Origin of the sequence: Mucilaginibacter psychrotolerans (assembly GCF_004519315.1) — a bacterium.
Taxonomy (GTDB): Bacteria; Bacteroidota; Bacteroidia; order Sphingobacteriales; family Sphingobacteriaceae; genus Mucilaginibacter; species Mucilaginibacter psychrotolerans.
Window position 1 is genome coordinate 287,561 of the sequence record NZ_SOZE01000001.1, and the last position, 14,318, is coordinate 301,878.

At 46.9% G+C, this 14,318-nt stretch carries 13 protein-coding genes and 1 pseudogene; 1 reads left to right on the plus strand and 13 read right to left on the minus strand.

Going from position 1 to position 14,318, the window contains the following annotated elements; genetic code table 11:
- The first annotated feature begins 70 nt into the window (after positions 1 to 70).
- The gene (gene obgE, locus E2R66_RS01350; protein WP_133229607.1) at positions 71 to 1,069 is read left to right on the plus strand and encodes a GTPase ObgE; all 999 of its coding nucleotides are present in this window, start codon (positions 71 to 73) and stop codon (positions 1,067 to 1,069) included.
- 3 nt (positions 1,070 to 1,072) lie between these two features.
- On the opposite strand, the gene E2R66_RS01355 is transcribed toward obgE, so the two are convergent.
- The 13 genes and pseudogenes from E2R66_RS01355 to E2R66_RS01420 form a co-directional block, all read right to left on the minus strand.
- The gene (locus tag E2R66_RS01355; RefSeq protein ID WP_133229605.1) at positions 1,073 to 1,519 is read right to left on the minus strand and encodes a hypothetical protein; all 447 of its coding nucleotides are present in this window, start codon (positions 1,517 to 1,519) and stop codon (positions 1,073 to 1,075) included.
- The gene (locus E2R66_RS01360) at positions 1,516 to 2,070 is read right to left on the minus strand and encodes a WcaF family extracellular polysaccharide biosynthesis acetyltransferase (RefSeq protein ID WP_133229603.1); all 555 of its coding nucleotides are present in this window, start codon (positions 2,068 to 2,070) and stop codon (positions 1,516 to 1,518) included. Before E2R66_RS01360 ends, E2R66_RS01355 begins: the two co-directional genes overlap by 4 nt.
- Positions 2,057 to 3,476 (minus strand): annotated as a pseudogene (gene xrtY / locus E2R66_RS29380) (exosortase Y). The gene E2R66_RS01360 and the pseudogene xrtY overlap by 14 nt, the downstream one beginning before the upstream one ends.
- Complete coding sequence (locus E2R66_RS01375; protein ID WP_133229597.1) at positions 3,473 to 4,093, minus strand: class I SAM-dependent methyltransferase; 621 nt, start codon at positions 4,091 to 4,093, stop codon at positions 3,473 to 3,475. The pseudogene xrtY and the gene E2R66_RS01375 overlap by 4 nt, the downstream one beginning before the upstream one ends.
- Positions 4,090 to 5,235, minus strand: a complete 1,146-nt coding sequence (locus tag E2R66_RS01380; RefSeq protein ID WP_317130759.1) for an XrtY-associated glycosyltransferase XYAG1 — start codon at positions 5,233 to 5,235, stop codon at positions 4,090 to 4,092. Before E2R66_RS01380 ends, E2R66_RS01375 begins: the two co-directional genes overlap by 4 nt.
- Complete coding sequence (locus E2R66_RS01385; protein ID WP_133229593.1) at positions 5,220 to 6,611, minus strand: exosortase Y-associated Wzy-like protein; 1,392 nt, start codon at positions 6,609 to 6,611, stop codon at positions 5,220 to 5,222. The genes E2R66_RS01380 and E2R66_RS01385 overlap by 16 nt, the downstream gene beginning before the upstream one ends.
- 9 nt (positions 6,612 to 6,620) lie before the next feature.
- Positions 6,621 to 7,796 (minus strand): glycosyltransferase family 4 protein, encoded by a 1,176-nt coding sequence (locus E2R66_RS01390; protein WP_240049202.1) that lies wholly within the window; start codon positions 7,794 to 7,796, stop codon positions 6,621 to 6,623.
- On the minus strand, positions 7,783 to 9,066 hold the full coding sequence (locus E2R66_RS01395; RefSeq protein ID WP_192901936.1) for a glycosyltransferase: 1,284 nt from the start codon (positions 9,064 to 9,066) through the stop codon (positions 7,783 to 7,785). Before E2R66_RS01395 ends, E2R66_RS01390 begins: the two co-directional genes overlap by 14 nt.
- Before the next feature lie 91 nt (positions 9,067 to 9,157).
- Positions 9,158 to 10,123, minus strand: a complete 966-nt coding sequence (locus E2R66_RS01400) for a glycosyltransferase family A protein (protein WP_133229591.1) — start codon at positions 10,121 to 10,123, stop codon at positions 9,158 to 9,160.
- Complete coding sequence (locus tag E2R66_RS01405; protein WP_158288310.1) at positions 10,110 to 11,318, minus strand: glycosyltransferase family protein; 1,209 nt, start codon at positions 11,316 to 11,318, stop codon at positions 10,110 to 10,112. The genes E2R66_RS01400 and E2R66_RS01405 overlap by 14 nt, the downstream gene beginning before the upstream one ends.
- 4 nt (positions 11,319 to 11,322) lie before the next feature.
- Entirely contained in the window at positions 11,323 to 12,480 is a 1,158-nt protein-coding gene (locus tag E2R66_RS01410) for a glycosyltransferase family protein (RefSeq protein WP_133229587.1), read from the minus strand.
- On the minus strand, positions 12,477 to 13,487 hold the full coding sequence (locus E2R66_RS01415; RefSeq protein WP_133229585.1) for a glycosyltransferase family 2 protein: 1,011 nt from the start codon (positions 13,485 to 13,487) through the stop codon (positions 12,477 to 12,479). Before E2R66_RS01415 ends, E2R66_RS01410 begins: the two co-directional genes overlap by 4 nt.
- Positions 13,487 to 14,308: a glycosyl transferase gene (locus tag E2R66_RS01420; protein WP_158288311.1), complete on the minus strand. Its 822-nt coding sequence runs from the start codon at positions 14,306 to 14,308 to the stop codon at positions 13,487 to 13,489. Before E2R66_RS01420 ends, E2R66_RS01415 begins: the two co-directional genes overlap by 1 nt.
- Positions 14,309 to 14,318 lie beyond the last annotated feature (10 nt).

The window sequence follows — 14,318 nt, forward strand, 5'->3', positions numbered from 1 at the left end:
TTGGTAAAGTCCGAAGGAAGGAAGCTTAGGTTTCTTAACTTTCGGACTTTCCGTATTAAAGGAAAAGATTATGTCGCAGGGTTCGAATTTTGTTGATTACGTAAAGATATGCTGCCGTTCCGGCCACGGGGGGGCGGGTTCTTCACATCTGCACAGGGATATCTTAACCTCGATGGGTGGCCCCGATGGCGGCGACGGCGGCCGTGGTGGCCACGTTATTGTAAAAGGCAATGCCCAGCTTTGGACACTGCTTCACTTAAAATTCCGTAAACACGTGATTGCCGGCGATGGCGATGCCGGTGGCAGCTCTCAGCGCAGCGGAAAAACCGGGCGCGACGAAATACTGGAGGTGCCTATTGGTACCATCGCCAAGAATGCCGAAACCGGTGAAATTCTTTTCGAGATAAACCACGACGGTGAAACTAAAATACTGGCCAATGGCGGCCGGGGTGGCTTAGGCAACTGGCACTTTAAAACGGCAACCAGGCAAACCCCGCGCTTTGCCCAGCCCGGCGAAGAAGGCCAGGAAGACTGGAACATACTCGAACTTAAAATACTGGCCGATGTTGGTTTAGTGGGCTTCCCTAATGCCGGTAAGTCAACTTTGCTTTCTGTGGTATCTGCCGCCAAGCCCGAGATTGCAGATTACGCCTTTACAACGCTTGTGCCTAATTTAGGCATAGTGGGTTACCGCGGTAACCAATCGTTTGTTATGGCCGATATACCGGGCATTATAGAGGGTGCATCGCAAGGTAAGGGACTAGGTATCCGTTTCCTGCGCCATATAGAACGTAACTCGGTGCTTTTATTTATGGTGCCTGCCGATACCGCAAGGACGATAAAACAAGAATACGAGATACTGCTGAACGAATTGAGCGAGTATAACGAGGAACTGATGCACAAACCACGTGTGCTGGCGATAACCAAATGCGATTTAATGGATGATGAATTGCAGGCAGAGATGGAGAAGGAAGTGCCGGAGGGCATCCCTTACGTGTTCATTTCGTCGGTTGCGCAGAAAAACATTACCGAGCTGAAAGACCTGCTGTGGAAAGAAATAAACCGGTAGTACCTACCGTTTCTTGTCGGTATAGTACACCACATAACCGTCGCTCGGTTGCGAAAAGGTAAAACCCTTATATGCCGGGAAACATTTAAGGATAACCGATGCCCTGATGCCTACGTAATAGGCAGGTAGCAGAATGTAAACGGGCCCCATATAGTCTTTATGCTGGTACTCGTTCAAATCGATACTAAGATCCTGGTTTAAGGGTTTCAGGACGATGCTGCGGTTGCTGAGGTGCTTAAACTCGGGGTAATCCTTGGTGAATACGAATACCACCCCCTTATTTTCTTTATCCAATTTTTTGATATAGGCTACACTCGGGCTATCAATTACCCTGTTGGTTTCCCGTGGGTCGGCATTGTTGGTAGCGGTTTTGTTTTTGCATCCTGCAACCAAAATAGCAGCCGCTAATGCAAAAATCCATAAGGGTAAAAAAGTATGCTTCAACATCATTCTTCGATTTTTCTGGTGCGCACTTTTGCTGCAGGGTTACCCTGGTAAATGCTATAGGGTTCTAAATTTTTTGTAGCAACCGAGCCGCTGCTAAGTACAGCGTGGTTGCCCGCCGTAACGCCCTGGTTGATGATGGCCCCGCAGCCCACCCATGCGCCATCCTCCAGTACAATGCTGCCGGTAATTAAATCAAACGTACTCCTTTTATAATTATGGCTGCCTGTTTGCAATATAGCGCCCTGCGAAAGGCACACGTTGCTGCCTATGCTAACCATTACGAGGTTATCTATCCATACGTTTTCGCCTATCCAGGTATGGTTACCGATGGTTAAAAACCATGGCGATTTGATATTTACCGATGGCTTTACTACTACCCCTTCGCCCAGTCGCGCGCCGAATAATTTCAGCAGGCCTGTTTTTAAGCCATTGACGGGAAACAGCGCGCTCTTGAAAATCAATGCATTCACATAATACCAAAGCAGCCGCTTAAACGCATTCCCTCCCGGGTGGTAGGGATGATTGTTATATATGGCAAGGTTAGTTTGCGGCATTGGCGTTGGTGGCTTTGTTGTTTACCCATTTGTACAGGGCCACAACAATAAGGATATAAATAATTACATCAAAGATAATGTGATGATCGATAATGCGGGCGCGGCTTTTGTTCCAATAAAGGGCCAGCAGCATCAGCCGGGTAATATTGAGCACCTGTATGCCAAAAAGCCCCGTAATGAGGAATATCAGCTTGGGCTTCAGTTTTTTGGGATAGGCGATTACGAATGCCGCGAAGAAGCTCATTACGCCCAACCCCAGGCAAGTGTATATCAGATCGATGATGCCGTGCCCCGCCACCAGTAATTGGTTGTTGCCGACTATGGATACGAAGCCAAGCGCATTGAGGATGGCGCTGCTGGTGTGCAAGAGCAGCCAGCGCAGCCACTCGATATAATTGAGGTGTTGGTCTAAAAACGCGCTGTAGTTATTAGCCGGGGAAATAAGGCCGAAATAGAATATATTGAAATAGTAAAACAGCAGGAACAAGCCCGCAAACTTAATGCTGAACCACAAAGCAGCATTTTCCCTTAGCTTATTTAGCATTTTTAATATCTTCCTGTTGTTCGATAATCTCTTCTATCTTAATATCCACCACCAGCCTAAACCAAAAGGCCTGTAAAAAATGAAATATTACGCCGGTGCGGCCATCCAATATACCCAATTTGAACAACATGCGGTACGTAAAATACAGCATCGGCCTCACATAACGCGGCAAGCGCCACCATAATTGCTTTAGCCAGGCGGTGCGTTCATCGGGCGAGCCCCAGAAACGCGGTTTAATGGTTTGATTGCGTATGCCCAATATGCGCTCCGTTTCTTCTACCGCAAGCTGGTCGCTGTATTTGTTATGCTTCTCTATCCAGAAACGAATGTTGTTTTCCTTCAGGTTCTCTTCCAGGATGTGGCCCTTTTTCCAGATAAGGGTATTTCCCGGTACAATGAAACGGTGGTCCATATTCTCGTTCAGGTCAGAGTAGCCTTTACCATAGCGTATCATCTTCAACAGGTAGAACGGATAGTAACCGCCGTGTTTTATCCATCGCCCTTTAAAAAAATTCTTGCGGTTGAAGTAGATTCCGTCTATGTCGTTATAGTTGTTAGTATCAAACTGCTGCAGTTGGGCGTACAGTTCTGGCGTTACCACCTGGTCGGCATCCAGGCAAATTACCCATGGTGTTTGTATATCTAAGGCTTTCAGCGCAAAATCCCATTGTTTGGGGTGATTCTCAAACGCATGCTGCAACACGGTGGCTCCAGCTGCCCTGGCTATTTCAACGGTAGCATCGGTACTAAACGAATCTACTATGAAAATGGCAGCATCCAGCCCGGAAACGGAAGCCAGCAGCCGGGGCAAATGAATTTCTTCATTAAAAGTGAGTACGATAAAGGAATATTGGGTATTCAATTAAGCTTTGCTTTAACAATCATCGATTTCCAAAGATAGGGTATCCGCCCGCAGCCTTCAAACCCGGTTACCGTAAAGCCTTTTGCAGTGAGCAGCCCACTCAACGTTTTCGCCGACCACATTTTGATGTGTCCGCCCAGCCAAACAGGGTTGAGGTGCTGATCCCATTTGTTCCCCAGGCTGATGAGCAGGTTTTTGAGGTAGCCGTGATAGGGCGTAGAGATAATGATCTCGCCACCCGGTGTTAACGCCGCCCTGCAAAAATCAATGAAGCCCTCCGGGTCGTAAAGGTGTTCGATTACTTCGGTAGAGATAACGGTATCGAATGCCAGCCCTTGCAGTTCTTCGGGTAGTTTATCGGTAGAAAGGTCCTGCACAAAGAACCTGCCCGGGTTTTGCCCGCGGGCAATGGTAATGCCTATTTCGGATGCATCTGTACCATAGGCGTTGTACCCTAAAGATATGAGGTAGTTTACCAGGTAACCGTTGCCGCAGCCCAAGTCTAAAATGCAGCGGTTTTTATCCTTATCCAGCATGCTGAGCAGCGGTTGCAGCATATACTTAAAGTTATGCGTTATGGCGTTGTTTTGGTAGTTATACTCTTTATACTCGCTCATGCGTTTATTATTTGCCGGTAAAGGTTAATGTATTTTTGTGTCAATGCGTATCCGGTAAAATCGTGCCGTATAATAGCCGGGGCTATATCCTTTGTTTTCTCCAACACGCCTTTATCATCCAAACTTATGGCGGTTATGGCATCTGCTACCGAGACTGCGTTAGTTTGGCATATCCAGCCAAAGCCGTTATCCCGCACGTAATCGGCCAGCCCAACATGTTCGCTTATCAGCACTGCTGTGCCTACGCTTAGGCTCTCAATCACCACATTACCGAAGTTCTCATCGTGCGAGGCCAGTACCATTACATCGTGCTGCTGCAGCAGGGCAAATTTATCTTTGCCATAAAAGCCGGCCCAGGTAATCCTGTTTTCTAATCCAACCGCCTGTTCCTTTAAACTTTTTACATAGCCATCTTCGCCACTGCCGGCAATGGTTAAATGGAAAGGCACGGTCAGTAACCGAAGTGCATCTATCAGTATATTCAGCCCCTTTTTCTCTTCAATGCGCGAAAAGAAGAGCAAGTTAAGCACCTGGCCGCGTGGAGGTTTAGCTGTAATCGTCGTGGCCGCTAGTTTCACAAAATTGGGTATTGCTGTTATACCAAGCGGCTGTACCAGTTGAGTAACCGCCCGGCTCTCGTGCGCCGATGTGGTATGGATATGGCTTTTTTGTAGTAAGTGTTTTCCGAAGACCCTATGGATGATACTTTTGGCACCGATATGCTTATTGTTGAAAGTGTATGGACTAAGCATCCCGCGTGGCGAAACGATTACCGGCACGTTACGCGCAACTGCAATGGCTGCGGATAGCACCGATACCAAATTCCACCAGGCGTGCACGTGTATAGCATCGTATGTGCGCACTTGTGTCCACAATGCCTTAAGCAATGCCGGCGAAAAATGCGTATGGTCTTTAGTGATGCGCTTAAAATACGTAACCTGAACGCCATCCACCATCAGTGCTGTATCAGGCACTACAGGGAGTTCTTGGGTGCCGTTTGCTGTGGTGGTAAAAACCTCTATGGCCATACCAGCATTGGCCAGCTCTTCGCATAAGGTAGCTACAGACATTGTTGGCCCGCCGTAAATGTATGCTGGCTTATAAGCTGCCGTGATATGGAGTATTTTTAAACCGGTTTTAATATCCGTTGTTTTTTAAGAATTGCGAAAATGATGAGCATGCTAATATAACTCCAGAATACGGCATTAATGATAAACTCGAAGCTGAGCCCGCGCCAGAATATCTGGAACAGGCCGCTGAATATCAGTGCCGTACCTAATATATACCCGCCAAAAAGTTCTTCGGCTTTTATCGATATGATTTGTGCTATAGCACCGTATGCAAATAAGGCGATGAAAATGCCGGGCATGCCGCCGGAAAGATATGCATCTACGATATAAGCAGGCTTGGCCGATACGTTGGATAAGCGGTTTACTACGCCCGCATCATACACCCGCTCCATCACCAGCGCCTCAGTAATGGGCTTGTTGGGCCAAAATATGCGGGGAATCACTACAATGAGCGACTGACTGAGCAACTTAGTGCCGTAGTAGGGTATGGTTGAAGGGGTAGATTGCGTAAACGTTATAAACATATCTATCTCGCTTAAGCGCAACGTTAGGAAGTCCCAGTTATCGTTTTGGCCATCAAGGGCAACATCCAGCGATTGTTGTGCCGCCGCATCGGCATCCAAATCGTCTGACCAGGCAACGGCCCTAAAGCTGTTCACATACGCAGGTAGCACCATAAAACAGAAAAAGAGCAGTGGCGCGAACGTAATAAGCACGAATTTTTTGTAGTTGGGATATAAAAAAAGACCCAGCACCAATATACTGATGATAATAGGTTCCTTAAACCCCGATACCAGGGCCGAGTAAAAGTTGAAAGCATACAGCAGCCCGCAAATAACAGTGTTTGTGGGTTTCTTTTGCGGTATGGCAAAGGCAAGTGCTAATGTACCTGCAATGAAACTAAGCGAACTCAGTTGATTGGATAGCTGCGAAAGCCCCGGTGTGCGCATCAATATATTGGAAACCGGCAGCGAAATCAGTGCAACTTTCATCAACAAATCTGCAAGTACCGTATTTTCTATACGGTATTTCTTTTTGGCAGGATATTTCATAAAAACCAGCACGCCGGTTATGAATGCAGCATGGCCAAGGCAATAATAACGCTGGCACTGGGCTATGGCCGCTATTTTCTGCGCATCAATCAGCACTACCGGCGATTTAACGAAGTTTTGGTAACCCAAGGCATCCAGCATATAAAACACCGATGTGCACGACATATAGCCAGCAAAAATAATGTGCATAATAAACATGGGCCGCATCAACTGCTCAGTCATAGGCCGGTCGGTCGGGATGGCTTTAACCCAGCCGGTAAGCGTAAGCAAAAATATAAGCAGCGAGCCAACCCAGGCCACCCAATAAGACAGTAGCGCATCCGACTGAAATATGCTTGCCAATATCCAGGGGATAAACAGGACTATATAACGTTCTAAGCCCTTATTTCCGCTCATGCTTTTGCATCAATTTTTTGGTTTTGCCGCAAGGTATTCTATCGCTTCGGCAATTTTTGTAAAATTCCAGTCTTTTATTTTTTCGCCTGAATTTTTGCCCAACGCGGTTAGTATTGTTTTTTGCCCGGTGAGCGTTTTCAGCGCTTTTAGCAGTGAACCTTTATCGCCGCTATTGAAAATGGCACCATTTTGGCCATGATGCACCAAATCTACCGCACAGCCTACTTTGTTTGAAACCAAAATGGCCTTGTTGCTGGCCATGGCTTCGTTTACCGCAAGTCCCCAGGTTTCGTTTGGCCCTTTGCTGGGCAGGCAAAACAAATCGCATGCCTGGTAAAGTACCGGCATGTATGTTTGGTTCTGGAAATCCATAAAATGGATGTTGGGCTTACCGGCTGCGCTTTGTTTCAAAGCGTTTTCCAATTGGCCATTGCCTACCATCAATAAATGGCAGTTTGGGTTTTGTAATTCGATAAATGCATCCACCAGCAACGCAGGGGCTTTTTTTTCTTCGAATTTACCTGCGTAAAGTATCAGTACATCATCCGTCGTTAATCCTAATTGAGCCCTTAGTATTTGCGCTTCGTCGGTACGGCTTGCAGCAAAACGCTCGTTATCTACCGCGTGCGGTGCAAAAATTAGTTGTTCTTCGCTAAAGCCGTATTTTTTAAAATAGGCCTTGTTGTTACTGCCCGGATAAAGCGCGTAATCTGCAAAGCGGTACACCCATCTTAAAAAAGCAAAACGCAGCAGGCTTTTGATGCCGGGCTTCTCATCTAACAGGGTAGAGTCGCCGCGGAACAGCACGGGTATCTTGTTTTTAAAATGGCGCATGGCTTTCAGGTGGCTGTCATACAGCCAACCGAACACCAATATAGCATCAGGATGCCAATCGGTTATTCCGGGTATCAGCGTGGGGTTAACGATGCCCTTGCCATGGTGCGAGCCTGGCTGCGCGGAGGTGTTTTCCATGAATTCGTAGGGGTAGCCATCCAGCAGGGGGATATCCCATGCTATAGCCTTACCGAAGCCTGGATCGTGCTTTGGCAGCGCCGACTGCCCCCAGGTGTAGAAAACTTTTATGGCAATATAGTTACGCTGTTGTAATAACTGAAACAGCGGCGCGTAGTATTGTATGGGGTGCGTGGTTATGATAGCCAGCCTGCGCATTTTATGACTGCTCATAGCGTATGGCCTGGTTAAAAACACTGCATTGCAAGGCGGTTTTTGTTTGTGCCGAATGCTTTGCCATGGCATGCGGCGGCAAGGCAGGCGTTACTGATGTTTTATCGATTACGCTCCCGATAAACCGATGGATATCATCTGCGTTTACCGTATCGTATCCGTAAACGGTATTTATGCCAAATTCTTTGATGATTTCTATTGCTGAACTTTGCGGGTTGAATATGCCCAGCAAAGGTTTACCTGTGAGGAGATAAGGGTAGATTTTGGATGCCGTGTATTTGGCATCGTCCGATCCCGGGATAAACAAGGCATCTGCCTGCAGCAGCGTTGCGAGGGTATGGTAATAGCTTATACGGTCGGTTATCTCTGTTACTAAATCTGCTACGCCGTAATGTTCTGCCAGGGGCATGATGCTGTTTTTGCCCTGCCCCGTTGGTGCATAACTGGTGCCGATGAAATACAACTTAAGCTGCTTTTTGTTGATGGCATCGTGATTTGGCATAGCTTTCAGTGCCTGGAATACCGGTGCAATTGCCGCGTGCATATCATTACCGCCGCGACCTATGTAAACGATATTGGTATAGCCGGGGCTTAGTATTTGTGCAAATTCGCTTTTATGAGCAGTCGCAATATCCATATCCGGCGCAAACATACCGAAGGTTATGGTGGCTGCAGGTATGTTTTGTATTACGGGGTAGCGTGCATTGAGGTCGTTTATATAATCCTGGGATACGCTGATAAGGCCGGAAGCTCTTTTAAGGGCAATGGGCTCAAGGTATTTGTTGAGGCGGTAGGAGAACCAATATTTTGGCGGCTGTTGGGCTTTGGGTTTATCGCGATAGTAATCAGAATGCCAGGGGTCTTGCATATCTATTACATAGGGCATGCCAAACTTTTTCTTCCAATGCGCACCCAGCACCAAAACCGGGAACTGGGTGGTAGAAAAGTAAATCAAATCGAAATGCTGCCGGGCCAAAAGTTTATCCACGTACCTGCGGTAATACCACATCGAACGCAGGGCTATGCTGCCCAAGCCCACTTTGGTAGTCAGCGTTTTACTTAATGCTTTAACCTTGTGTATCTTCATCCCCTTAGGGATACTGTCCATCAACAATTCGTCGCGGCCCATATCCGCGTAGGTCGGGTCAACGGTCACTAGTTCCGCCTCCCAGCCCTCTTCGGCGAAATACGGCAGGCTTGTGCGTACGCGGTGTATGTCGGCAGCGTTTACCGGGGGGAAGTAGGGCGATATGATGAGCAGTTTTTTCAACGTTATTGATGTATGCGGGCAACGAATTTAGGATGCTGCCTGTTGCCTTTTGATACCATCAACACAACGGTGTCTTTATTTTGATCGACGTTTACCAACGGTTTTTCCTTTTCCACCATCTGTTTGTCCTTAGTTTTTCACGGGCTTCCGTCCAGTCGCAAACTTCGTTTATAATATCGTAAAAGCCTTGCTGCTGTGGCGGCAGGTTGTTTTCCTCAATCCGCTGTATTAATTGCGGTAAGTCCGCGTAAAAATTATCTGTGCGATACGGCGGATGTAACGACCACATGCCTTGCCCGCCGCCCAGGAAATCAATCCTTATCAACCCGTTTTGCCGCATGTAATCACTTATCAAAACCTCTGGCAGCTGAGCATTGGGATTACCCTGCACTATCGCTTTTAGCTGGCTGCGTACATTAGGCTTCTTTAGCGCTAATTTCTTCGATTGGAACCTTGCTTTGTCCGCCATGAATAGCCGCGTGCTCATCCCTTCTAATTGAAAAGCAAACGAAGCTATTTTTTTGACGATGCGCTGCCCAAGCAAAGTTTCCTGCGGATGTGGCGGCCCTGGTAGGGGCGAGTTAACAAAGCAATCCGGGTGCTGTTGAAACATATCAATCGATTCGGCTACCCAGGTTTGGCTACCGCCGCCGAGGAATATATCCGAGTCCAGGTGAAAAACGTAATTGTGTTTGGCCATAAACAACCCGAAGAAATAGGCGTAAAATGGCCCACCCCGGTAATCTTTATCGGGTATGTGCCTCCCGCCAAAAAAGTAATTGGCAACTTGCTGCTTAACCGCTGCACTATAATCAACGGGGATTATGTCTACCGGGTAAGTCTGGTTTATATCTTCGAGAAAGTTATTCAATAAGCCTTTGTTTTCTGCCCAGTTTGCTGCAAAACGGCCTTTACTCGCCTTGGTATCTACAACGAGTAGTATCTCATCTACCTGCGCTGCCAGCGCATTGAGCTGATGGGGGAGGATATGCCTTGCATGCGGATAATCGCCGGGGGCAAGGTTTATTTGTAGCGTTACTTTGTTATTTGATTGCATCGGCTACCAGTTTCAACAATTTTATCGATTCGGTGTCCCAGTTATACTGCAATGCGGCTTCACCGGCTTTTTGGGCTGCTGCTGCCACTGCCGATGGGTTGCTTAACCAGGCCTCCAAAGCGGCCGAATTGCCGGCTGTATCGTTTTGCCGAAGCATTATACCCGGGCCGAACTCCCCGAATGCTTCGCATTGCCCTGCAGTTTCGGTAGCTATTACCGGCAGGCCCGCCTGTATGTATTGGAAGAATTTATTGGTGATGGTAAAGTTGCGGCTCGGCGGTTGGGTATCTTCCAGGGCCAGCCCTACGTCGTACCCCGCTATTTTAGCCATCAGGTCATTTTCGGGCACCAAAGGGTGGAAAAGTATCTGGTGTTGTGGTGCCAGCAGGGTACGCAGCTGTTCCTGGTATGCGGCGCTCACTGTTCCTAATAAATGCAATTCGAGCCCAGTTTTAAACCCGGCAATCAGCTCGATGAATCCCTCGAGCCCGCGGCCTGGACCAATAGTTTGCGAAAACCAGAACAATTTCAAAGGAACGTTAAAAGCTTTTTCGGCAATAGGCAGGTTTGGCGTTGGGAACACATTATATATCACTTGCGGCTTTTGGCCGCCATAAGCTTTTTGCAAGGCATCGGCAAGGGCGTGGGAGGTTGTAACCACATACGCCCCTTTCTCTAACGCCAGCTTCTCAACCCTTTTCAATAGCCCGAGGGGGCGTTCCTGCCGCGCCTCCGGGAGCAAGTCCTCAGAATACCAATCTTCCAAATCGAAGGCCACGTTATAGCCTTGCTTTATCAAAACAGCGCCAATGCAGGTAGCCATTTCCTGGTGGCAGATGTATAGTGCAGCACCTAACGCTTTGCTTTTTTTAATATACTGCCGGTAACCATAGCCCAAGGCCTGCGGTATTTGCATCAGCCCGGCCCTTACCAATAATTTAGCCGCCTTGTTTGTTGCGCGGCGCCAGAGCGACGATATATCTTTTCGCGAATTATCGGCAATGATATGGAGGGTTATCCCTATACCGGCAATGGACAGCTTATCCTGCTCCAGCAATTCGCCCGAATAAATGGAGGTTAATATATGCACATCGTAGCCATTCTGCGCCAAAGTCACCGCCTCTTTCAATACTCTTGGGTTGCGGCAAAGGTGCGATTGGGTAACGATGCAGATAAGCGGTTTGGCGGACTTCAATTGCTTATTTGAAAATAGCGGCCTTAAGCTTTTGCAGCGAAGCCGGTATCGAATGCTCAGCTAGGGCCCTTTTTTGACCTGCCGCCCTCAACGCATCGCGCCTTGCTTTGTCCTTTAGCAGGCGGTTGGCCTGTTGCACCAGCTCGTCGGCTGTTCTATAAGTGCAAATTTCTTTTTCCGGCTCATAAAGCAAGTCTAAGCCTTCACAATACTCAGTTAAGTAGCATGCACCCAGCATAGGGGCCTCAATATCGCGTAAGCGCGAATAGGTAAGTGGATTGGTATCAAAACGCTTAAAAGTAGGTACCCGGTTGATGCCCAATGTAACTGCGCTACTCTGAGTAAATTGAATATACTCCTGATGGTCGGGTTTTGCTTCTATATGCGTGTCATCAACAGCATAGGCGGCCGGTTGGTTAAATTGTTGCAGGTTTCTGATAGCATATCCCTTTAAGCCATGCTGCTGTATAAAACTGAACTGGTTGGCTATTTTTTGGGATAGTGAGTTTTGGATTACGGTTTGTGTTTTGGCTTCAGGCAACCAGCCTGCACCGCGTACGGTAATATCAAGCCCTTTGCTTATGGCTTCGCCAAGCAGGTTTTGGCGCAACACATCTTTTGAACCGATGAATGTGACCAGGTTTGGATGCTCATGGATAACGCCTTCCCGATGTGTCCGCTCAACCCACATGGGCATGGGTAGGTGGATATGGTTGATGCCGGCTCTGCGGTACATATCCAGGGCCTCGTACTCTGGCACCCAAAGCCAATCAAATACTTTAAACTCGCGTGGCACTTTTGTAAAGTGGCGCACATTATCGCAATAGAAATTTATGCAAGGTATGCCGAGACGCTTTATTTCGGCGATTACTGCCTCGTTAATTTGTTGCGGGTACAAATAGCAAAGAAAAACACCGATTTTCTTCCGATTTTCTTTGATGTACAGCAACGTTTTGTCCCATATTTCATCGCTCCAACTCGTCAATTCATGAGAACCCTGCGAATGCACCAAGCCTTCCGCCCAATCTGCATCGGGCACCTCCAGCCATTGCATGCCCGCCTCTTCTATGCCGTTTTTGATATAGTGCTGCCAAAAGCGGTAGGCCGGTATATTGTGGGGCTGTTGGCCTGTGTCCTGTAAAAACGAGAGGAGGATTTTCAAGTTGCATGAATAGTTTTAGCGGATAGCTGTTTGCTAATTTTGGCGTGCCATTTCTGTAGTCTTTTTGCGAAATGCCATCCGAAGATACCAGCTATGGCGTTGATCAAACGGCCACCTAAAACCACCTTATAACCGTAATTAGGTAAACTACTTAATTCCCGGCGAACTTGTACATAAACCGTCGGTTCAGTTTGGTAGCACATGACGCTTAATTCAGTAAACATCCGATAAATGGCTTTTTTTGCAGGCTCGCTCTCTGTGTGGCTAAATAAGTATTTTCTTTTAAGCTGTATAGCTTTAAGCGCGCTTCGCAAATGCTCTTGCGTTTTCTGCGATGATAAATTTTGTTTAGATGACGGAAACTTTCGGTAGTAGTTTATTCCGTCTGTTTTAACTATGCCTTTGGCGTTTAAAACCATGCGGGCAAAAAACTCGCCATCGTCATTTAAAGTCAGTTCCTCATTCCACAGTCCGGCACGTTCAATAATGTTACGTGGAGTAAGCCAGGCGTTTGGCTGTACCATGCTGCCTTTTAAATCGTTCCCACCCCAAAGATTGATGATGAAACCAATTACATTGGTAGTGGTGTAAATGAAAGCATCGTCGTTGGCGGAAGGATTATAGAGCTTGTGGTCGCTGCCGTCTTTGAAATGCACGGTACTGCAAACAGCTACTGCATCCGGGTTTTGCTCGAGCGCCTCTGCCTGCTGCGCAATCTTGTCTCGGCTTAAAATATCGTCAGCGTCTAAAAACTGGATGTATTTACCTGCTGATTTGCTAAACCCCAAATTTCTTGCCGCACTGGCACCTTTATTTTCCTGAGTAAAGACAAATATATTGGGCCCAATGAATTGTTCCGCAATTTCAACGGAGTTATCCGTAGAGCCATCATCCACAATTAGTATTTCGGTGTTTGGCCATAATTGGTCAATAGCCGAGATGATGGTTTGCTTTAGGTATTTTCCTGCATTATATACCGGGATGATGATAGATACCAGAGGTTTCATTAGATAAATGATTTCCAGGCAAAGTTGAAGTATTGTTCTTTAGATCGATCTACGTAATGATGAAGTATCCCTGTTGATAAAGTTGTGGGATTGACAATATAGTTGTTTTTGTTCAATGCCAAGGCATTGGTTCTACTTATAATCATAGCACTCAAGGCCTGCTCCAGGTAGTAAGATGCGCCTTCTTCTGTTTCGAGTTTATGCACCCAGCTATCCATATCGCCCCATGGGATATTATCACTATTCAAGCCAATTGCCCCTACATTTATCAGCTGTTTTATTTTAGTGCTGGCTAGTTGCTCCATCAAGGGAGACGAATAGCCATAACTTTCTGCACAATCAATCATGTGAATAGGCTTATCAGGATTTTTTAACCAGCCGAGCATTTCTTCAGGTTCTGCCCAAAATAGCATATCCGAATCTAAAACCAGTTTCCAAGGTTTGCCGGGAATAGTATGTACATCGGTAAGCTTTTTTATGTGTGGATAAACTTTCCGTTTATGGTGCAGTGAAGGGTAATCTGCTAATGGTAATTTCTCCTTTAGGTTTTGTTCGATTTGCTCTTTGGTAACCAGCTTTACGCCGGGTAGCCCTGTGTTTATTTGGTGTATAAGTTGGTCGTCAAACGAGCCGTCATCAACCAAAATAAATTGGAATTTCGCTGTAGTTGTTTTTCGTAACGATTGAATGCAAAAAAGTGTTTGATAAAGATATTTTTTACCGGTAAGGAAGTAAACGGGCAAGCCATTATCATGCGATTGAACGGGGGGTAATTTTGCTGCAGCTTTTTCCATCAGTGCGCTGTTGCGTAACATTGCCATGTACTTAAAA